This window comes from Massilia sp. Root335 (assembly GCF_001425685.1).
Classification (GTDB): domain Bacteria; phylum Pseudomonadota; class Gammaproteobacteria; order Burkholderiales; family Burkholderiaceae_D; genus Telluria; species Telluria luteola.
Genome location: NZ_LMCY01000018.1, coordinates 3,549 through 24,604, shown reverse-complemented (window position 1 = coordinate 24,604; position 21,056 = coordinate 3,549). Strand labels below are relative to the sequence as shown.

Annotated in this window: 18 protein-coding genes and 1 tRNA gene; 15 read left to right on the top strand and 4 right to left on the bottom strand. The window is 61.7% G+C overall.

From position 1 onward, the window contains the following. Nucleotides 1–47: 47 nt before the first annotated feature. On the bottom strand, nucleotides 48–1,019 hold the full coding sequence (locus ASC93_RS11115) for an endonuclease/exonuclease/phosphatase family protein (RefSeq protein ID WP_056441228.1): 972 nt from the start codon (nucleotides 1,017–1,019) through the stop codon (nucleotides 48–50). A gap of 38 nt (nucleotides 1,020–1,057) precedes the next feature. Here ASC93_RS11115 and ybaK point away from each other — a divergent pair, with 38 nt between their 5' ends. The 3 genes from ybaK (at nucleotide 1,058) to ASC93_RS11100 (ending at nucleotide 3,113) form a co-directional block, all read left to right on the top strand. Further along, on the top strand, nucleotides 1,058–1,549 hold the full coding sequence (gene ybaK / locus ASC93_RS11110; protein ID WP_056441225.1) for a Cys-tRNA(Pro) deacylase: 492 nt from the start codon (nucleotides 1,058–1,060) through the stop codon (nucleotides 1,547–1,549). A 97-nt stretch (nucleotides 1,550–1,646) separates the two neighbouring features. Next, nucleotides 1,647–2,288, top strand: a complete 642-nt coding sequence (plsY, locus tag ASC93_RS11105) for a glycerol-3-phosphate 1-O-acyltransferase PlsY (protein ID WP_056441221.1) — start codon at nucleotides 1,647–1,649, stop codon at nucleotides 2,286–2,288. A 144-nt stretch (nucleotides 2,289–2,432) separates the two neighbouring features. Next, a complete protein-coding gene (locus tag ASC93_RS11100) occupies nucleotides 2,433–3,113 on the top strand; it encodes a DsbA family oxidoreductase (RefSeq protein ID WP_056441220.1) in 681 nt (226 codons plus the stop codon). Nucleotides 3,114–3,136: 23 nt separating this feature from the next. Here ASC93_RS11100 and ASC93_RS11095 read toward each other — a convergent pair whose 3' ends face one another. Together ASC93_RS11095 and tsaD are read right to left on the bottom strand one after the other, a co-directional pair. Beyond that, nucleotides 3,137–3,982: an endonuclease/exonuclease/phosphatase family protein gene (locus ASC93_RS11095; protein WP_056441217.1), complete on the bottom strand. Its 846-nt coding sequence runs from the start codon at nucleotides 3,980–3,982 to the stop codon at nucleotides 3,137–3,139. 170 nt (nucleotides 3,983–4,152) lie between these two features. Continuing rightward, a complete protein-coding gene (tsaD, locus tag ASC93_RS11090; RefSeq protein WP_056441215.1) occupies nucleotides 4,153–5,190 on the bottom strand; it encodes a tRNA (adenosine(37)-N6)-threonylcarbamoyltransferase complex transferase subunit TsaD in 1,038 nt (345 codons plus the stop codon). Between the two features lie 114 nt (nucleotides 5,191–5,304). Between tsaD and ASC93_RS11085 the strand changes: the two genes are divergently transcribed. Then, on the top strand, nucleotides 5,305–6,666 hold the full coding sequence (locus tag ASC93_RS11085) for a tetratricopeptide repeat protein (RefSeq protein ID WP_056441212.1): 1,362 nt from the start codon (nucleotides 5,305–5,307) through the stop codon (nucleotides 6,664–6,666). Nucleotides 6,667–6,925: 259 nt separating this feature from the next. Here the strand turns inward: ASC93_RS11085 and ASC93_RS11080 are convergent, their stop codons facing one another. Then, nucleotides 6,926–7,984, bottom strand: a complete 1,059-nt coding sequence (locus tag ASC93_RS11080; protein ID WP_056441524.1) for a 3-deoxy-7-phosphoheptulonate synthase — start codon at nucleotides 7,982–7,984, stop codon at nucleotides 6,926–6,928. A 123-nt stretch (nucleotides 7,985–8,107) separates the two neighbouring features. On the opposite strand from ASC93_RS11080, the gene ybiB reads away from it, so the two are divergent. The 11 genes from ybiB (at nucleotide 8,108) to ASC93_RS11030 (ending at nucleotide 20,911) form a co-directional block, all read left to right on the top strand. Continuing rightward, nucleotides 8,108–9,082 (top strand): DNA-binding protein YbiB, encoded by a 975-nt coding sequence (gene ybiB / locus ASC93_RS11075; protein ID WP_056441208.1) that lies wholly within the window; start codon nucleotides 8,108–8,110, stop codon nucleotides 9,080–9,082. Nucleotides 9,083–9,284: 202 nt separating this feature from the next. Then, nucleotides 9,285–10,496 carry an NAD(P)/FAD-dependent oxidoreductase gene (locus ASC93_RS11070; RefSeq protein WP_056441204.1) on the top strand — a complete coding sequence of 404 codons (1,212 nt, stop codon included), beginning with the start codon at nucleotides 9,285–9,287 and terminating at the stop codon, nucleotides 10,494–10,496. 105 nt (nucleotides 10,497–10,601) lie between these two features. Then, complete coding sequence (gene rpsU, locus ASC93_RS11065; protein ID WP_005665410.1) at nucleotides 10,602–10,814, top strand: 30S ribosomal protein S21; 213 nt, start codon at nucleotides 10,602–10,604, stop codon at nucleotides 10,812–10,814. 129 nt (nucleotides 10,815–10,943) lie between these two features. Beyond that, nucleotides 10,944–11,393 carry a GatB/YqeY domain-containing protein gene (locus ASC93_RS11060; RefSeq protein ID WP_056441201.1) on the top strand — a complete coding sequence of 150 codons (450 nt, stop codon included), beginning with the start codon at nucleotides 10,944–10,946 and terminating at the stop codon, nucleotides 11,391–11,393. 161 nt (nucleotides 11,394–11,554) lie between these two features. After that, entirely contained in the window at nucleotides 11,555–13,357 is a 1,803-nt protein-coding gene (dnaG, locus tag ASC93_RS11055) for a DNA primase (RefSeq protein ID WP_056441198.1), read from the top strand. A 269-nt stretch (nucleotides 13,358–13,626) separates the two neighbouring features. Continuing rightward, nucleotides 13,627–15,837 carry an RNA polymerase sigma factor RpoD gene (gene rpoD, locus ASC93_RS11050; RefSeq protein ID WP_056441195.1) on the top strand — a complete coding sequence of 737 codons (2,211 nt, stop codon included), beginning with the start codon at nucleotides 13,627–13,629 and terminating at the stop codon, nucleotides 15,835–15,837. A 111-nt stretch (nucleotides 15,838–15,948) separates the two neighbouring features. Then, nucleotides 15,949–16,027: transfer RNA gene (locus tag ASC93_RS11045), tRNA-Ile, on the top strand. Between the two features lie 162 nt (nucleotides 16,028–16,189). Then, complete coding sequence (locus ASC93_RS11040; protein WP_056441191.1) at nucleotides 16,190–17,215, top strand: site-specific integrase; 1,026 nt, start codon at nucleotides 16,190–16,192, stop codon at nucleotides 17,213–17,215. Nucleotides 17,216–17,219: 4 nt separating this feature from the next. Next, entirely contained in the window at nucleotides 17,220–17,603 is a 384-nt protein-coding gene (locus ASC93_RS11035; RefSeq protein WP_056441189.1) for a hypothetical protein, read from the top strand. Nucleotides 17,604–17,855: 252 nt separating this feature from the next. Continuing rightward, complete coding sequence (locus ASC93_RS29690) at nucleotides 17,856–18,902, top strand: DNA cytosine methyltransferase (protein WP_082547946.1); 1,047 nt, start codon at nucleotides 17,856–17,858, stop codon at nucleotides 18,900–18,902. Then, nucleotides 18,902–20,911, top strand: coding sequence for an ATP-binding protein (locus tag ASC93_RS11030; protein WP_056441184.1), 2,010 nt, complete (start codon nucleotides 18,902–18,904; stop codon nucleotides 20,909–20,911). The genes ASC93_RS29690 and ASC93_RS11030 overlap by 1 nt, the downstream gene beginning before the upstream one ends. The last annotated feature ends 145 nt before the right edge of the window (nucleotides 20,912–21,056 follow it).

Here is a 21,056-nt window from a genome sequence, read left to right as displayed (position 1 = left end):
ACGATGTCCCTACGGCTGTAGGGTGGGCTCCCCGAGCCCACGAACATTCAACCGTCGCCGGTCGGCGTTCCCGGCTGCTCGAACAGGCGCAGCCGCGCCAGCACCTGCCCATGATCCGACGCCTCCGGCAAGCCGAGGTCGAGATGGTCGTTCAGGTAGACGACATCGACGACCTCGCCCAGCGCGCCCGGCAAGGCGCGATTGAATTCCGCCGACACGAGAATATGGTCGATGGTCGTGTGGTAGCCATCATGCACATTGGAAAAGCCGACGTGGCGCAGCAGGTCCTGGCGGCCCTGCAACTGGCACGCGTCATATAAACGGTCGCCGCTGGGCGCGCCGATGCCCAGCACGATGCCGGTCGTGACCGCGTCGGCCACGTCGTTGAAGTCGCCCAGCACGATGCGCGGCCGGTGGTGCTCGTGCGCGAGCTGAGTCAGCAGCACGCGCAGCGCGGCGGCCTCCGTGCCGCGCCGGATCAGCGAGCGCAGCGACGCCAGCGCGTACAGTTGCGGGTCGTCGCCCGTGTCGCCCGCGCGGTAGTCGGGACGGCGCGACTTGAGGTGCACGACCACCACGTCGGCGACGAGATCGGGCGCCAGCTGGATCGCCGTGTGCAGCGGGGCGCGCGTGAAGCGTTCGGGATCGCGATTGCCGGGCGGCATCGCAATCCCGGGCGGGAAATAAGGCATCTGCCGGGGCGCGTCCGCCAGCGGCAGGCGCGAGGCGAGGGCGACGCTGGGCGTCAGCTTGTCGGCGTCCGGATCGGGATCGAACCCGACGTGCAGGGCATCGCGGAAGCGCCGCGTGCGCGACAGCGCCTCGGCCAGCGCGGCCTGGGAGAACACTTCCTGGAAACCGATGACATCGGCGCCGAGCATGTCGATCTGGTGCGCGGTCCAGGCGATCTTCGCTTCGTACTCCTCGGAGGTGCTCGGTTCCAGGTTGTCGTACAGCCTGGCGCCCGGCGGAGCGAGGTTACACACGTTGAAGGTGGCAAAGCGAATCTCTTGCTGCATAATAAGCAACTCCTCCGTTTGCATTTAGCGTAACACGCATGGCCAAGAAAGAGCATATCTCCGAAACCCCGGCGACCCAGTTCCTGCGCAAGCACGGCGTTGCGTTCTCGGAGCACCCTTACGAGTATGAGGAACACGGCGGCACGGCGGTGTCGTCGCGCGAGCTGGGCGTCGTCGAACACGCCGTCGTCAAGACCCTCGTGATGCAGGACGAGGCGGCGCGGCCCCTCATCGTGCTCATGCATGGCGACTGTAAAGTCTCGACGAAGAACCTGGCGCGCGCCATCCCGTGCAAGTCCGTCGAACCGTGCAAGCCGGACGTCGCCCAGCGCCATTCCGGCTATCTGGTCGGCGGCACGTCGCCGTTCGGCGTGCGCAAGGCGATGCCGGTGTATGTCGAGGACAGCATCCTGCAGCTGGACAAGATCTATATCAATGGAGGACGGCGCGGCTTCCTCGTCGGAATCGATCCGGCCGTGCTCGTCGACGTCCTGAAAGCCCGGCCCGTGCATTGCGCACTGGCGGATTGACGGCGCGCGCCGGGGCGTTGCCCGACTATCGCCGGGTTCGGTCGATGGTGTATATTCACGCGCGCCAGGTGCCTGGCCTGGGATAAGAAAGAGACTCATGTACACAATTCTGTTCACCGTCGCAGCCTACCTGATCGGCTCGATTTCCTTCGCCGTCGTGGCGAGCCGCCTGTTCGGCCTGGCCGACCCGCGTACCTACGGCTCGAAGAACCCGGGCGCCACCAACGTCCTGCGTTCGGGCAGCAAGAAGGCGGCCATCGCGACCCTCGCCGGCGATTGCGCCAAGGGCTGGCTGGCCGTGTGGCTTGCGATCCATTTCGGCGACCGGTTCGGCGTCGAGGATGGCGGCGTCGCCCTGGTGGCCATCGCGGTCTTCCTCGGCCACCTGTGGCCCGTGTTCTTCCGCTTCGTCGGCGGCAAGGGCGTGGCGACGGCGCTGGGCGTGCTGCTGGGCCTGAACGTCTGGCTCGGCCTGGCAACGCTGGTGACGTGGCTCGTCGTCGCCTACGCGTTCCGCTACTCGTCGCTGGCCGCGCTGGTGGCGGCGATCTTCGCGCCGTTCTACTACGGCCTCCTGTTCGGCGCCGACGAAAAACTGTTCGCCGTCGTCGCGATGAGCTTGCTGCTGCTGTACCGTCACGGCAGCAACATCGGCAATCTGCTGGCCGGCAAGGAATCGCGCATCGGCAGCAAGTCCAAGGCCGCCGCCGCGGCCAAGGCAACTCCCCGAAAGAAATAGCCCAAAACCGGGCTCTGACCCCGGATTGTCGATTTAACGAATTTGTTTGACGCGCTGCTCCCTTTCGTTCGATGTGTCACCATATGCCATCCGCTGCAATCATGATGTGGCGTCAGTGAAAACAAAACAGGAAGGCGGTGAAACGTGAGCAAGCAGATGAGAATCGATTTCGTGTCGGATGTGTCGTGCCCGTGGTGCGTGATCGGGCTGAAATCGCTCGAGCAGGCACTGGAGCGGGTGTCCGATGCGATTACGGCCGACATGCACTTCCAGCCCTTCGAGCTCAATCCCGGCATGGGGCCCGACGGCCAGGACATCTTCGAACACATCGCCGAAAAATACGGTTCCACGCCCGCCCAGCAGGAACAGTCGCGCGAGATGATCCGCCAGCGCGGCGAGGCCGTCGGCTTCACCTTCGACATGAGCCGCCGCGGCCGCATCTACAACACCTTCGACGCGCACCGGCTGCTGCACTGGGCGGAAGGCCAGGGCCGCCAGCAGGCGCTCAAGGAAAAGCTGTTCGAGGCGTATTTCACGCAAGGCGAGAACCCGGGCGCGCACGACGTGCTGCTGCGCGCGGCGGGCGAGGTCGGCCTCGACGTGGAGGCCGCGCGCCAGGTGCTGGAATCGAACGCGTATGCCGACGAGGTGCGCCAGCTCGAATACTACTGGCAGCGCGCCGGCATCCGCTCGGTGCCCGCCATCGTGATCAACCAGCGCCACCTGATTTCCGGCGGCCAGCCGCCCGAGGTGTTCGAGCAGGCGCTGCGCCAGATCGCGCAGCAGGACGAGGAGCTCGAGCAGGACGAGGAACCGGCCGCGTAAGCGCCCGCCCGGCTCAGCTCAGTTCAGCTCAGATCCAGCACGATGGGCTGGTGGTCCGAGGCCGACGTCTCGGACTGCACGCTCATGTCGGCGACGCGTCCCGCCAGGTCTTCGGTGACGAAAAAATAGTCGTAGCAGCCGGGCTTTTCGGGCCATTTGAAGCCGTGCAGGCCGGCCGTCGGCGCGCGCGCCATGTCGCCGTGGCGCACCCGCCACGCGTCGACCAGGCCGAGCGCGCCGGCCGGCGCGGGCGCCAGCAGGGCGCGATAGTCTTCCGAGTCGGGCCCGAAGTTGAAATCGCCGCAGTAGATGGCCGTGCCGGGCCGGAAACCGAGCTGGAACGGCGGCTCGAGATCGGGCTCGGGTTGGTAGACGGCAGCCCGGGCGCACGTTTCCTCGTGCAGTTCGCGGATGCGCCGCACCTGCGCCCGGCGCTGCATGGGCGAACAGTACTCGAGGTGGGTCGTCAGCAGGCGCAGCTTGCCGCCGGGCGCTTCCAGCACGGTTTCGATCATCCCGCGCGGCATGCCGGACGGGTGTTCCGGATCGACGGGCCACGGCAGCACGTGGCGCTGCGCCTGGGTGATGCGGAATTTGGACAACAGGATATTGCCGAATTGGCGAGGCAGATTGTTGCGATAGATTTCGCTCGGCGCCTGCTCGATCATGTGATACCCGCCGAACGCGCCGGCGAGCTGCTTGAACTGGCTGGCGCTGGCACTGCCTTCCAGTTCCGGATGGTTGGAAGCCACTTCCTGCAGGCAGATCACATCGGGATTCAGCTTGCGCAGCACATCAATGATTGCGTGGATGCGGATGCGTCCGTCCCTCCCACAGCCCCAGTGAATATTCCAGCTAACCACACGCATTCGATACCTCCGTAACACTCAACTGCCAGAGTTTGCCATTCTTTGGAGAATGACGGTCACACGGTAGGATCGATGTCAAGCTAACAAGTTCACCGGAACAGTGTCCGGAACGGCCGCCTGGCAGAAGCGGCGCGCGTCGCCGCGCCGGCGTCCGGCCGCCTCTTTCCGTATCAGGCGGGTTCGATCTCGTCCAGCGGCCAGCGCGGCCGCACATTGAATGCGTAATCGCGCTGCGCCGCCTCGGGATTGCGCTCCAGCCGCAGCGCGCCCGCGAACGCGATCATCGCGCCGTTGTCGGTGCAGAATTCCAGCTCCGGGTAATACACCTTGAACCGTTTCTTGGCCGCCGCCGCATCCAGCGACGCGCGCAGCTGGCGGTTGGCGCCCACGCCGCCGGCGATCACGAGGCGCTTCAGGCCCGTGTGCTTGAGCGCGGACACGCACTTCGCCGTCAGCACGTCGACGATGGCATCGACGAAGCCGCGCGCGATGTTGGCCTTGTCCTGCTCGCACACGTTGGTGATGTCGGTAGCACTGTTCTTCACGACCGTGAGCACGGCCGTTTTCAGGCCCGAGAAGCTGAAATTGAAGTCCTTCGAGTGCAGCATCGGGCGCGGCAGTTTATATGCTTCCGGATCGCCGAATTCCGCCAGCCGCGAGATCGCCGGACCGCCCGGATAGCCGAGCCCCAGCAGCTTGGCCGATTTGTCGAAGGCCTCGCCGGCCGCGTCGTCCAGCGTCTCGCCCAGCAGCGTGTAGCGGCCGACGCCGTCCACGCGCATCAGCTGCGTGTGGCCGCCCGAGACGAGCAGGGCGACGAACGGGAATTCCGGCCGCTCGCTGGCCAGGAGCGGCGACAGCAGATGGCCTTCGAGGTGGTGCACGCCCAGCACCGGCTTGTCCAGCGCGAGCGCGAGGCTGCACGCGACGGACGACCCGACCAGCAGCGCGCCGGCCAGGCCCGGGCCCTGCGTGTAGGCGATGGCGTCGATGCGCTCCAGCGGCAGGTCGGCCTGCGCGAGCACCTGTTCCAGCAGCGGCAAGGCGCGCCGGATGTGGTCGCGCGACGCCAGTTCCGGCACGACGCCGCCGTACTCCTCATGCATCGCGACCTGCGAGTGCAGTGCGTGGGCCAGCAGGCCGTGCTCCGTGTCGTACAGAGCCAGGCCGGTTTCATCGCAGGAGGATTCGACGCCGAGGACAATCATGGGCAAGCAGGAACAGTATGAGGAAGACAAGATGGCCGCTGCCTTCGCGGCGCGCAATCCGCCATTGTACCTCGCATCGGCTAAAATCGAGCACCGCCAAGCACAGCCCTCCGCATGACGCCCGCCGAATCCCTGTTCCACGCGGCCCGCGCGCACCTCGACGCGGGCGACCATGCCGCCGCCCGGGATGCCCTGCGCGCCGCGCTGGCGCTCGATCCGGATGCGGCGGCCGTCCACGCCAACCTCGCCTTCGCGCTCGCCGCCGGCGGCGACGTCGACGCCGCCGAGACCCACTACCGCCGTGCCATCGCGCTCGCGCCGCACGCGTTGCAGACGTACCTGAACCTCGGCGCCATGCTCACGGCGCGGCACCGCGCCGACGCCGCGCTGGCCGTCTACGATGCCGTGCCGGCGTTCCTCCCGGTGTCGCCCGCGCTGCTGTCGAACCGCGGCATGGCGCTCGCCGCCGCCGGCCGCGAGGATGACGCGGAAGCCTGCTACCGCCGCGCGCTGGCGCTCGATCCGGATTACCGCAAGGCCGCGTTCAACCTGGCCTACGTCCTGCTGCGCCAGGGCCGCTGGGACGAAGGCTGGATGCGCCTGGAAGCGCGCGACTGGCTGGCGCCGATGCAGGATTACCTGCGCCTGCCGCGCTTGGACGGCGGGCCGCCGGCGGGACGGCGCATCCTCGTCGGCGTGGAAGCAGGCCATGGCGACATGATCCAGTTCTGCCGCTACTGCGACCAACTGAAGGCCGCCGGCGCCGCGCGCGTGGGCGTGCTGTGCCACCCGGGGCTGGTCGCCCTGTTCGGCAGCCTGCGCGGCGCGGACGAGATCATTCCGCTCGACCGGTCGTTCGAGCGCGCCGATTGGGACGTATGGGCCGCGCCGCTCAGCCTCCCGCTGCATTTCCGCACGACGGTCGATACGGTGCCGGCCGCGCTGCCGTACCTCGCGCCGGACCGCGCACGCAGCGCGCGCCTTGCGCCGCTGCTGGCGGCCGCGCCGGACGAGATGAAGATAGGCCTCGTGTGGAAGGGCAATCCGCGCTTCGAGAACGATGCCGCGCGTTCGCTGCCCGGTCTCGCGACGCTGGCGCCGCTGCTGCGGGTGCGCGGCGTACGCTGGTTCAGCCTGCAGAAAGGGCCGGGCGAGGACGAGGCAAAGGAAGGTGTGGTCGACCTGGCGCCGGCGATCGAGGACTTCGCCGACACGGCCGCGCTGATCGCCGGCCTGGATCTCGTGATCACGGTCGATACGGCCTGCGCCCACCTGGCCGGGGCGCTCGGCAAACCGTGCTGGGTACTGCTGCCGGCGTGGCAGACGGACTGGCGCTGGCTCGCGGACCGCGCGGACACGCCCTGGTATCCGCACGTGATGCGCCTGTTCCGCCAGCGCCGCGACGGCGCGTGGGGTGAGGTGATCCAGGACGTGGCCGGCGCGCTCGCGGACCTGGCTCCGATGCGGCCGATGTAAATGCCGGCAGCGTTAACGTCGTCCCCGCGCAGGCGGGGACCCAAGTTCTGCGGCCATAAGTCAAAAATTGGGTTCCTGCCTGCGCAGGAACGACGAATTACGTCGCTCACTTGTAGAGCGACGAATTTACATCATGCAGTTGTAGAACGACGAATTACCTCATGCATTTGTAGAAACCCGTCGTCCCCGCGCAGGCGGGGACCCAAGTTGCGCGCGCGATCGCGGCGCATCCCGAACTTGGGCGCAAGGCCCCAGGGCATCACGCCCGCTGCAGCAATTCCTGGTGCGCGCTGCGCAGCATGGCCTCCGTGTCGTCCCAGGCGATGCAGCCGTCCGTGACCGAGCAGCCGTACTTCAGCTGCGTCAGGTCGCCCGGGATCGGCTGGCTGCCGCCGACGATGTTCGACTCGATCATCACGCCGACGAGCGACTGGTTGCCGTGCTTGATCTGCTGGATGACGTCCGACATGACGAGCGGCTGCAGTTCCGGCTTTTTATAGCTGTTGGCGTGCGAGCAGTCGACGACGAGGTTCGCGGGCAGGCCGGCCTTCTTGAGCGCCTGTTCGGCAATCGCGACGGATACCGAGTCGTAGTTCGGGCGCCCGCCGCCGCCGCGCAGCACGACGTGGCCATAGGCATTGCCGCTGGTGCGCACGATCGACACGCTGCCCTGGTCGTTGATGCCCAGGAAGGAGTGCGGGCTGGACGAGGACAACACGGCGTTGACGGCGATGCTGACGTCGCCGTCGGTGCCGTTCTTGAAGCCGACGGGCGTCGACAGGCCGGACGACATCTCGCGGTGCGTCTGCGATTCCGTCGTGCGCGCGCCGATCGCGGTCCAGGCGATCAGGTCGCCCAGGTATTGCGGAGAAATCGGGTCGAGCGCCTCGGTGGCGGTCGGCAGGCCCAGCTCGCACACGTCGAGCAGGAACTGGCGCGCGCGCTCCATGCCGACGTCGACGCGGAACGAGTCGTCCATGAACGGGTCGTTGATATAACCCTTCCAGCCGGTCGTCGTGCGCGGCTTTTCGAAATACACGCGCATCACGAGCACCATCGTATCCTGCACCTCGGCCTGCAGCGCCTTGAGGCGGCGCGCATAGTCGAGGCCCGCGACCGGGTCGTGGATCGAGCAGGGACCGACGACGACGAACAGGCGCTTGTCCTTGCGGTCGAGGATGTTGCGCAGGGTCTCGCGGCCCTTCATCACGGTGGTGAAGGCCTTGTCCGTCAGCGGCAGTTTCTTGTGCAGCGCGCTGGGCGTCGGCATGGTCGCGAACGAGGTGACGTTGGTATTTTCGATATCGGGCGTGATCAGCATGGCAAGTCTTGTTTGTTCCTGAGGGATCAATGAGTCTAGCCTGAATTCGGCCATCCTGCACCCTCTTGCCCAAAAAACTCGCATCGGTGAGGGCCGGCGCGGGATGGTATGCTGTCATCCATGGATACGACCACCACACCCGGGAACCCGGAATCGTTTGCCGCCGCCCGCTTCATCAAGGAGATCGGCCGCGGCGTGAAGGGCGCGCGCAGCATGACGCGCGAGGACGCGAAGCTGCTCTACGGCGCGATACTCGACGGGCGGGTGTCCGACCTGGAACTGGGCGGCATCCTGCTCGCGATGCGCATCAAGGGCGAATCGGTGGAAGAAATCGCCGGCTTCATGGACGCGGCGGAAGCCTCGTTCGCGCCGTTGCCCGCGCCGCCCGGCGCCTTCGCGCCCGTGCTGATCCCCAGCTACAACGGCGCGCGCAAGCTGGCCAACCTGACGCCGCTGCTGGCCCTGCTGCTGGCGCGCGAGGGCGTGCCGGTGCTCGTGCATGGCGTCCAGGAAGATCCGGGGCGGGTGACGACGGCCGAGATCTTCGCCGAAATGGGCATCGGCCCCGTCGGTTCCACGGCCGACATGCTCGACGCCTTCGCGGACAAGAAACCGTGCTTCATGCCGATCGAACGGCTGGCACCGGAACTGGCGCACCAGCTGTCGCTGCGCCGCATCCTCGGCGTGCGCAATTCCACGCACACCCTCGTCAAGATCCTGCAACCGTTCGAGCGCCCGGCGCTGCGGCTCGTGTCGTACACGCATCCGGAATACCTGGCGATGCTGACCGACTATTTTCAGGCCGCCGCCCCGCACCCGCGCGGCGACGCCTTCCTCATGCGCGGCACTGAAGGCGAGACGGTGGCGAACGCCAACCGCGCCCAGGAAATCAACTGGTTCCACGCCGGCCAAAAGACGTTGCTGGTCGAGCGCGACGCCCCGACCGACGAGCTGGCGCCGGCCCCGGAAGGCCGCGACGCGGCCGCCACCGCCGACTGGATCGCTCGCGCGCTGCGGGGCGAACAGCCCGTGCCGCCGCCGATCGCGGCGCAGGTGGCGCAATGCGTGAAAGTCGCCAGCGGGTTGCGCGGGTAGGTAAACGGCTCTGCCGTCCACGCGCCGAACGCACCGTCTAATTCGTCGAAAACGCCGTAGGGTGGGCACCCTGTGCCCACCAAGCACATCGGTGACGCGAACGTGCCCACGACTGCCCCGGATAGGCGATGAACCTATGCACGGTTTTCCATGCCGGTGACGTACAATCACGCCTTTTGCGCGCAGCATTTACGGAAGAGGCATGGCAAAACACTACGACGTGGCGATCATCGGCGCCGGCGCCGCCGGCATGATGTGCGCCGCCACCGCGGCCCGGCGCGGCAAGCGCGTCCTGCTGGTCGACCACGCCGGCAAGCTCGCCGAAAAAATCCGCATCTCGGGCGGCGGCCGCTGCAACTTCACCAACATCAACGCCGGCCCGCAGAATTTCCTGTCCGAGAATCCGCATTTCTGCCGCAGCGCGCTGTCGCGCTACACGCCCCACGATTTCCTCGCGCTCGTCAAGAAGCACCGCATCGCGTACCACGAGAAGCACCGCGGCCAGCTGTTCTGCGACGACTCGTCCGAACAGATCATCGCGATGCTCAAGGCCGAATGCGACGCGGGCGGCGTCCACTGGCGCATGCCGTGCAAGGTGGCCGGCGTCACGCGGAGCGCTGACGGCTTCCGCATCGACACGGATGGCGAACCCATCCTCGCCAGCAATGTCGTGGTCGCAACGGGCGGCCTGTCGATCCCGAAGATCGGCGCCACCGACCTGGGCTACCGCATCGCGAAGCACTTCGACCTGAAGATCGTCGAGACGCGCCCCGGCCTCGTGCCGCTGACGTTCGACGGCCCCAGCTGGCAACCGTTCGTGCCGCTGGCCGGCATCGCGCTGGAAGTCGACGTCGTCACCGGTTCGAAAAAAGGGAAAAATTCGAAGTACGGCTATTTCCGCGAAGATTTATTGTTCACGCACCGCGGCCTGTCCGGCCCGGCCATCCTGCAAATCTCCAGCTACTGGCAGCCGGGCACGCCCATCGTGCTGAACCTGCTGCCGGAAATGGATGTGGCGGAAGAACTGATCGGCATGAAGACGACAGTGAAAAAGCAGCTGGGTAACGTCTTGTCGCAATGGCTGCCCACCCGCCTGGCGGAGGGACTGGTGCTCGGCAACGGTTTCGCGCTGGATGCGCGCCTGCCCGACATGGCAGATGCGAAATTGCGCAAGCTGGGCGATGCGATCAACCGCTGGGCCATCGTGCCGACCGGATCGGAAGGTTATAAGAAGGCCGAGGTGACGCTGGGCGGCGTCGACACGCGCGAATTGTCACAGCAGACCATGATGGCGAACAATATTCCGGGCCTGTATTTCATCGGCGAGACGGTCGACGTCACGGGCTGGCTCGGCGGATATAATTTCCAGTGGGCATGGGCTTCCGGCGTCGCGGCGGGTGGGGCGATCGAGTGAAACTGCTGCGATGTGGCAACAAACACACTGATGAAAAACTTCGCACAGATCTTGAAAAGCTGTTAGAATTTCGTTCTTCCCTAAATCCAACGGTTTCATTTTTACATGACCACTATCCGCCTTAAAGAAAACGAGCCGTTCGAAGTCGCTATGCGTCGCTTCAAGCGCACTATCGAAAAAACCGGTCTGCTGACGGAACTGCGCGCTCGCGAGTTCTACGAGAAGCCGACTGCAGAGCGCAAGCGCAAGCTGGCAGCTGCCGTGAAGCGTCACTACAAGCGCATCCGCAGCCAGCAACTGCCGAAGAAGCTGTACTGATTTACGTTCACGCCTGACCCGGTGACGGCCGATTGCCAGTCCCGGCTTTGCAAGGCCTGAATTCGACGAAGCCCGCTCCGGTTGTGCCGCAGCGGGTTTTGCCTTTTGCCCCTATCGAATGGAGTTTCCATGAGCCTGAAAGACCAAATCACCGACGACATGAAAGCCGCGATGCGCGCCAAGGACAGCGAGCGCCTTTCCACCGTCCGTCTCTTGATCGCCGAGATCAAGCGCAAGGAAGTGGACGAGCGCATCGAGCTGGATGACGCGCAGGTGGTGGCCATCGTCGAGAAGATGATCAAGCAGCGCAAGGATTCGATCAGCCAGTTCGAAGGTGGTGGTCGCCAGGATCTGGCCGACAAGGAAAAGTCCGAACTGACCGTGCTGGCGGCGTATATGCCGGCCGGCCTGTCGGATGAAGAAGTCGCCGCCGAAGTGGCTGCAGCGGTCGCCGTATCGGGCGCCGCCGGTCCGCAGGACATGGGCAAGGTGATGGGCATCCTGAAACCGAAACTGGCCGGCCGTGCCGACATGACGGCCGTCTCGGCCCAGGTCAAGAAAGCCCTCGCTGGCGCTTGATGCCTGCGCAGGTTGATGCTTGTACAAGGCTGCGGCATCGTTGCCACGGCCGTGTCTGTTTTTGATGCACCGGAGCGGCAACGCCATGTTGCATTGTTGCAAATCAACTTGTAACGAGCCCTGCGGTATAGTCTGACCTGAGACAAATACTGTTAGATCAAGTGATTCCGCAATCATTCATTACCGACTTGCTCAATCGCGTTGACATCGTCGACGTGGTGGGGCGTTACGTGCAGTTGAAAAAGGGCGGCGCCAATTACATGGGGCTCTGTCCGTTTCACAACGAAAAATCCCCCAGTTTTACGGTCAGCCCGACCAAGCAGTTTTATCACTGTTTCGGCTGCGGCGCCCATGGCACCGCCATCGGCTTCATGATCGAATATTCGGGCATGGGTTTCGTCGACGCCGTCAAGGACCTGGCGCAAAGCGTCGGCATGGTGGTACCCCAGGCCGACGACAAGATCCCGCCGGCCCAGCGCGCCGCCCAGCAGGCGCAGACGCTGGCCCTGTCGGACGCGTTGAACCAGGCCTGCGACTTCTACCGCGCCCAGTTGCGCGCCGCGCCGAACGCCATTGCCTATCTAAAAGGCCGCGGCCTGACGGGCGAAGTGGCCGCCCGCTTCGGCCTCGGCTATGCGCCCGGCGGCTGGGACAACCTGCGCTCGGTCTTCCGCGATTACGACGCGCTGGCGCTCGTCGAATCCGGACTCGTCATCGATAAAGTCGACGAGGATGGCAGCAATAAGAAGCGGTACGACCGTTTCCGCGAACGGATCATGTTCCCGATCCGAAACACGAAAGGGCAGGTGATCGGCTTCGGCGGCCGGGTGCTCGACGGCGGCGAACCGAAGTACCTGAACTCCCCGGAAACGCCGCTGTTCCAGAAAGGTCACGAGTTATACGGCCTGTTCGAGGCGCGCCAGGCGATCCGCGACGCCGGCTATGTGCTGGTGACGGAAGGTTATATGGACGTCGTCGCCCTGGCCCAGCTCGGCTTCCCGCAAGCCGTGGCAACGCTCGGCACGGCTTGTACCAGTACCCACGTGCAAAAGCTGCTGCGCCAGACGGACAATGTCATCTTCAGTTTCGACGGCGACAAGGCCGGCCGCCGCGCCGCCCGCCGTGCGCTGGAGGCCTGTTTGCCCCAGGTAACGGACAACAAGACGATCAGGTTCCTGTTCTTGCCGCAAGAACACGATCCGGACAGCTATGTGCGCGAATTCGGCGCGGACGCGTTCGCCCAGGAAATCAACGAAGCGATGCCGCTGTCGCAATTCCTGCTGCGCGAGGTGACGACGGAACACGATCTCGATACGCCGGAAGGCCGGGCGCGCGTCCAGTTCGATGCGAAGCCGCTGTTGCAGTCGATGACGCCGACGGCGCTGCGCCTGCAGATCGTGCGCGGCCTGGCGAACCTCACCGAGTCAACGCCGGCGGAGATCGAAGCGTTGTTCGAGTTGTCCAAGCCGGTTGCGGTTGCGCGCAAGGCACCGCCGCGCCAGGGACGGCCGGAACCGGTTGGCCTGGAATTGCAGATGTCGCGCATCCTCGTCGCGCATCCGGCGCTGGCATTGGGGCTGGATGAATCGGCGCTACGCGCGTTTGATCATTTCGGCGTCGAGCAGGCCGAGCGCTTGCGCCAGCTCGTGGCGATGGCGCAGGAATTGGGAGCGAACGGTACGTTCGCCGCGTTGTCCGAGCAGTTGAAGGAAACGAGCAGCGAGTACGACAACCTGATTGCGTCGATCGCGGTGGAACCCGAATCGGATATCGACAGCGACCGCGTATGGCTGACAAGTGCTGTGAGGCAAGTCAAGATGGACGTGTTGAAACAGGAGTTGAACCAGTTGTTTTCTTCTGGATTGACCCCAGATCAGGTGAGTGCCCGCTATCGCGAAATCACAGCTCAGCAGGACCTCTTGGCCCGGGACGCAGCAAACGACACCCCTGCGAAATTCGCCTGACGGACGACGGTCGCCATGCCGGCGTTCTCGACTGGAAAGTATAGGGGCGCGTGCTATAATAAAACGCTAACTATTGCAAGCATTGAAACGATTTTTCGTATCAATCCGTGCGGGGTGTTTCAGTTAGCTGGGCAACAGATTTGTGCCTGCAGCGTGATGTAAGGTAACAAAACTTTATCTTTAACCATAGTAAAGTGGTCGTTGTGACTTCGAAAGCGCCTGTGCCAACCAAGAAACCCGAACCCAAAGTGGCTACCAAATCCACCAGGATGTCCGCTAAAGTGGACAATTCTCAAGACAAGGCGGAAGCTCGCGTTGCGGGTGTCGCCCCAGTCAACCAGACGACCGACGCGGAAGCCCTCGCCGCGATCGACACGTCGGGCTACGTGCTGCCGGCCGTCAAGGTGCCAGGCCGGCGTGGCCGCAAGCCCAAGGAATTCACCCCCGAGAATGACGAAGTTGCCGCCCTGAACGCGGTCGAGCGCGCCGAGCTGAAAGCCGTCGACAAGGCCAAGGCCAAGGACCGCAAGGCCAAGGAAAAGGCGCTGCTGAAAGATGCGTTCTCGTCGGACACGGAAGCGAGCGAAGAGGAACTGGAAATCCGCCGCCAGAAGCTCAAGGCCCTGATCAAATCGGGCAAGGAGCGCGGCTTCCTCACGTATTCCGAGATCAACGACCATCTGCCGGACAACATCGTCGATCCGGAAGCAATCGAAGGCATCATCGGCACGTTCAACGACATGGGCATTGCCGTCTACGAGCACGCCCCCGATGCCGAAACGCTGCTGCTGTCCGATAATGTCGCCACCGTCACGAGCGACGACGAAGCCGAGGCTGCCGCCGAAGCGGCGCTGTCGACCGTCGATTCCGATTTCGGCCGCACCACCGACCCCGTCCGCATGTACATGCGCGAGATGGGCTCCGTCGAGCTGCTGACCCGCGAAGGCGAGATCGAGATTGCCAAACGCATCGAGGACGGCCTGCGCGACATGATCCAGGCGATCTCCGCATGCCCGGTGACGATCGCCGAAATCATCGATGCGGCGCGCCGCATCGAGCAGGACGAGATCAAGATCGACGAAATCGTCGACGGCATGGTCGACCCGGACGAAGACGAAGCGACGTCGCCGAGCGCCGTCGCCCCGGCCGCGACCGACGCCGACGACGACGAGGAAGACGACGGCGAAGAGGAAGAAGAGGAAGAGGAAGAAGAGGCGAACGCCAATTCCGGCGCCGCCGGTTATTCCGCCGAACAGCTCGAGCAGCTGAAGAACTCGGCCCTCGAAAAATTCAGCATCATCGAACAGCAGTTCGACAAGATGCGCAAGGCCTACGAAAAGCAGGGCTACAACTCCGATGGCTATATCAAGGCCCAGGAATCGATCTCGAACGAACTGCTCGGCATCCGCTTCACCGCCAAGGTCGTCGAAAAGCTGTGCGATACCCTGCGCGGCCAGGTCGACGAAGTGCGTCACATCGAGAAGCAGATCCTGGACGTGGCCGTGAACCGCTGCGGCATGCCGCGCGCCCACTTCATCAAGGTCTTCCCGGGCAACGAGACGAACCTCGAATGGGTCGACGGCGAAGTGAACGCCGGCCACGCCTACAGCGCCATCCTCGGCCGCAATATCCCGACGATCAAGGAACTGCAGCAACGCCTGATCGACCTGCAAGCCCGCGTCGTCCTGCCGCTGCCGGACCTGCGCAACATCAACCGCCAGATGGCGGCCGGTGAAATGAAGGCGCGCAAGGCCAAGCGCGAAATGACGGAAGCAAACTTGCGTCTGGTCATTTCGATCGCGAAAAAGTACACGAACCGCGGCCTGCAATTCCTCGACCTGATCCAGGAAGGCAATATCGGCCTGATGAAGGCAGTGGACAAGTTCGAATACCGCCGCGGTTATAAATTCTCGACGTACGCCACGTGGTGGATCCGTCAGGCCATTACCCGTTCGATCGCGGACCAGGCGCGCACGATCCGTATTCCGGTGCACATGATCGAAACGATCAACAAGATGAACCGGATCTCGCGCCAGATCCTCCAAGAAACGGGCGCCGAGCCGGACCCGGCCACCCTCGCGATCAAGATGGAAATGCCGGAAGACAAGATCCGGAAGATCATGAAGATCGCGAAAGAGCCGATTTCGATGGAAACGCCGATCGGTGACGACGACGATTCGCATCTGGGCGACTTTATCGAGGACAACAACACGCTGGCGCCTTCTGACGCCGCGCTGCATGCCTCGATGCGCGGTGTGGTGAAGGACGTGCTCGACTCGCTGACGCCGCGTGAAGCGAAGGTGCTGCGCATGCGCTTCGGCATCGAAATGTCGACCGACCACACGCTGGAGGAGGTCGGCAAGCAATTCGACGTCACCCGCGAGCGCATCCGCCAGATCGAAGCGAAGGCGCTGCGCAAGCTGCGCCACCCGTCGCGTTCCGACAAGCTGAAGAGCTTCCTCGAGAACAACAGCGGCTGAGGCTTGACGGACCCACGCTAAAACAATATCCTCTCGCCACTTTGGACAATCCGGCACGCAGGTGCCGTCCGCGAGTGGCGAGTTTTTAGCGTCTTCGGATGTACCAGTTTCGGGCCTCTAGCTCATGCCTGGTTAGAGCAGCGGACTCATAATCCGTTGGTGCCCGGTTCGACTCCGGGGAGGCCTACCAATACAGTTTTTAGTTTTGAAATCAAGCTCTTACGAGAAATCGTGAGGGCTTTTTTTCTATGCAGCGCTAGCGCAAAGGAGCTCAAAAACTGGCCTTTGCCGGAAAACTGCCGGAATGGAATGATTCGAGTCAAGCGTCCTTTTGACGATTGGAGAATCACTAATGGCATACATCAAAAAACGCGGCGCGTACTGGCGCGCCGAGGTCCGGCGCAAAGGTCACAAGCCCACTTACCGCACTTTCGATACGCAGTTAGAAGCACAGAAGTGGGCTCGCCGGGTTGAGGCAGAAATCGACACTGGTTTTTACGTCGACAACTCCGCCGCTGAAAAAATGACACTTGGCGAGGCACTAAAGCAGTATCGGCGCGACGTTGCGGCGAAAAAGCGACATCCTGCCCAAGAGTATGGCCGTATTGACCGCTGGCACCGAAATGACCTGTGCTTTCGTACACTGGCCAACCTGAAGGGGGCAGATTTCGCACGATACCGAGATCAGCGTCGAGCCCAAGGGAAGGCGGAAAACACGGTTCGGCTCGAGTTGCAACTAGTGAGCCATCTGTATGAGATCGCGCGCAAGGAGTGGGGGATGGAGGGGCTGATGAACCCGCTCAAGAACATCAGGAAACCTAGCGTAAGTAACGCGCGCGACCGAAGGCTTGAGCCGGGCGAATACGAGAAGATCAAAGCTGTGCTCGTTGAGAGTGGAAATCCATATGCTGCGCCGGCATTTGACCTTGCGATCGAGACCAGCCTTAGGCAGGGCACCTTGTTCGGACTTCGATGGGAATGGGTCAACCTGGACAAGCGATTAGTCCGGATCCCCCTTTCCGCCCGCGGAGCCGAGAACAAGGGGGTCCCGGCCGCGCTTCCACTCTCGAGCAAGGCGCATTCGGTGTTGCTGTCGCTGCATCCTGTTGATGAGGTCGGAGCTCTGCAGGCGGAGCCTTCAGGGCCGATCCTGAACACTACCCAAAACGCCGTCCGGTGCATCTGGAAGCGAGTTCTGCCCCTGCTGGGTATCGAAAATCTACGCTGGCACGATCTCCGCCATGAGGCAGCATCGCGCCTCTTTGAGAAGGGACTGCATCCGTTCGAAGTCGCCAGTATTACAGGGCATAAAAGCATGCAGATGTTGAAGCGGTATACGCATCTTAAGCCCGAAAACCTTGTCGCTAAGCTGGGGTAACGAGATGAATAAGACCTCGCTTTTCCGCGCTTACTGTGACTGGCCGTATGGAGCAGTCGTGTTTGTCGAGGCCAACGATCAGCAAAGTGCCTCAGTCAAGGTTTCCGGGTTGATTGGAGCGCTATACGGCTGCCCACCAGACGATGTGTCCTTCTACAACCTCGATTCATATACCGAGCTAATGGACGAAAAGGGCGTCGGCGACGACTTGGACTTCAGGCTATTTGAATCAGGATTGGATGCTGACGGCGTAACGTCTTGGGTCGAAAATCCGCTATTTCTAGCGCCCCTAAACCAGGCGTATTTACTTGCTACATGGGGTCGACTGCAGCGTCATTTGGAAGACTTGAGCTTCGACGAGCGGCACCAGGTACGTTGCGGCATGTGAGTGGCCCGCATCGTCGCTGGCCGGGACGACCGGCCAAAGCGCTCCTACATGCGCCCACGAGACGTGGGGGTGGCCCTAACCGGGCCATCCTCGCTCCCTCGCCTTCGGCATCGGTCCTCGGACTCAAATCGCCCCCACATGCGACTCGGATGTCCTAGAGCTAGCAACAGCACAGTGTGACGATGCGCTTGATATTGGATATGTGCGTAACGTTGCTCTTCGGTTAAAATCAGCGCAACATTGGAGAAGTATATGCGTATTGAAGCAGTTGACCTATTTTGCGGCGTGGGAGGCCTCAGCTATGGTCTCAAGGCAGCGGGAATCAAGGTTAAGGCAGGGTATGACATTGATGCTAACTGTGAATTCCCCTATGAAGCCAATGTTCAGGCCAAGTTTCATAAGAAAAACGTGGAGCTTGTCAATGGCAAAGTGATATCAAAGCACTACTCAAAGGCAAAGGGTACAGTGCGCCTATTGGCGGGCTGCGCACCTTGCCAACCGTTCTCCACGCTCGCCTTGGGCCGTGACAGTTCTGAAGATGCGAAATGGTCATTACTAGAGCATTTCGCACGCTTAATCGAAGAGACTCAGCCAGAGCTGGTTTCCATGGAAAATGTCCCGCGCGTGACGAATCATGCGCCGTTTGACAATTTCATAGCTACTTTGCGTCGCAACAATTATTATTTTGATTGGAAACGCGTTCGGTGTGCCGACTATGGCATTCCTCAAGAGAGGCGCCGCTTCGTTTTAGTCGCGTCCAAGCTGGGCGAAATCAAGATTCCAAGCCCAACTACAAAAAAACCGATCACTGTTGCCGAGGCAATCGGACATCTGCCGAAACTAGGCGCTGGAGAAACGTGCACTTCCGATCCATTGCATAAAGCACGATCGTTGACCCCAATCAATCTGAAGCGTATTCAAGCCTCTAAGCCTGGCGGCACTTGGCTCGACTGGCCAGAGGAATTGCTGTCGGAATGCCACAAAGCAGATTCTGGAAAGTCATTCAAGAGTGTATATGCCCGCATGAAATGGAGTCTGCCGTCACCAACCATCACGACGCAATGTTACAACTTTGGTACAGGAAGGTTTGGTCATCCCGAACAGGATCGTGCGATAACCTTGCGCGAAGCAGCAATCCTGCAGTCTTTTCCTGACGACTACAAATTTGTCAGCCCTGACGTGCCGGTGACGTTTGCGGCCGTTGGCCGCATGATCGGTAATGCGGTTCCCCCAGCGTTAGGCAAGCTTGTCGGTGACATTTTTAAAGCCCACCTCAAACAACTAGAAAAGAAATCCTGATGACCGACCTTAAGTTTCGCATCGAACTGAACGTTCTAAATCACTTAGGTATTGGTTTATACAGCTCGACCCCTGCTGTGGTCAGCGAGGTCATTTCTAACGCCTGGGACGCTGATGCGTCCGAGGTGAAAATCCAGCTGAGTCCAGACGACGACGAAATCGTCGTGGACGACGATGGCCATGGAATGACTGAAGACGCTGTACTCAATAAGTTCTTAAAGGTCGGATATACGAGGCGTTTACGGGAAGCGAATAAATCGTTTAGCCAGAGCGGTAAGCGTCGCGTCATGGGTAGGAAGGGGATTGGTAAGCTCGCCATGTTTTCGCTGGCCAATTCGATCGAAGTCGTCACTAAGGCCGAGGGCGCAGACACGGTCGCCTTCAAGATTGACGTTCAGAAGCTGAAGGCGATGACCAGCAGTAAGGAAGATGCGGTTGACTATCCGGTCGAGCGAATAGATGTCCCCACCGACTTCACAAAGCCGAACGGAACTCGCATTCGCTTGACCGATCTGAACTCGAAAATTAACAAAACAGAGGATTACCTCCGTCCACGCCTAGCGCGACGATTTGGTGTTTTTACTGACACCTTCAAAGTAGAATTGAACGGTAAGGCGCTTACCCGCGGCGAAGCGTCGCTCTATAAAGATCTGCAGTTCCTGTGGTTCTTCGATAAGGCTGCGCGAGACGAAATTCTAAAGATTGCGCCGGCGATCGCGACGAAGACTGACGTTGATGGTAACGTCGAGCACTTTGTAGCGAGTCTTCCTGCTATTTTGAAGGTTGGTGGCGTTGACGTGGAAGTGAAGGGCTTTATTGGCACCGTTGACACTCCGTCTAAACTGGGGCGCGGTGATGAGAGTCTCAATAAGGTTTCGATCTTCGCCAACGGTCGTCTTTTCCAAGAGGACATCCTGTCTGAACTAGGCGATGCCCGCTATTTCAACAACTACATCTTCGGCGAGATTCAAGCGGATTTTTTGGATTCGGACGACACGGATCGTGCCACAGCCAGCCGCGAAGCTATTAAGCATGACGATGCTCACTTCCAGGCGTTGCGCGCGCACCTAGTTACCGTGATGCGTCAGATCCGAGACGAATGGGACGAATGGCGTCGAGAGCTTGGCTACACAAAAACCGCTACGCCCAATCCACACATCGTTGAGTGGCTCGATAGCTTTAAAGATTCGCGCGACCGCAAGGCTGCGGATCGAATTATGACGTCAATCGGTAACGTCTCGATCTCCAACGATCCAATCATGAATGACGAAGCGCAACGCTTGCTGTATCGCAGTGCGATCGTAGGCTTCGAGAAACTGCGGGCGCGAAGCCGTCTTGCAGAGCTGGACAAAATAACTGACGTCCTGAGCCCAGAGTTTCAGGCGATCTTTTCGACGCTCGACGATATCGAAGAAAGTTACTATCTCGACATTACAAAGCAGCGACTGGAGATCATTCGAAAGTTCGACGAGGAGATCGTCGACGCGAAGAAGCTGGAGAAGGTAGCTCAAAAGTACTTGTTCGATCACTTGTGGCTGCTCGACCCATCGTGGGACCGCGTCAAAGGCACCGAGGCAATGGAGGTGACAATGACCGCTGAGCTAAAGCGCGCCTGCCCGGAGGCTGAAGTAGGCGCTCGCCTGGATATCGCCTATCGCACGACCGCCGGTGCGCACATCATCATCGAGCTCAAGCGCCCTGGACTGACGGTAAAGATGACTGACCTCGAGCTTCAAGCGAGAAAGTACGTTGAGGCGGTGGAGCAGTACTATCGCGAGCATCCAGATTACCTGACAAAGCTGGGCGGCCGAGTTCCAGGGATTCAGGTCTTCCTGTTGATTTCCACTGCCCCTTCTATCTCGGAAAAGCAGCAGGAGGCCCTAAATGCGTACAATATTAAGGTCCTGACGTACAAGGGCTTGATTGAATCGGCTAAGGCTGCCTATCAAAATTACTTCAATATCAAGACTACGGTTGGCAAGCTCGAAGAGATACTGAGAAAGCTCTAACATTCAATGGCCTGCGTTTCGCGCCCAGTGGGCGCACACGCTCACGCGTAGCAGCCCCAGTTGCGCTGGTTGTTCGTTAGCCGAACCAGCCAATCAGCAATGATGGCGTTTTCCGCGTCCAGCTTTGCCTTGTAGCGGTAGCAGC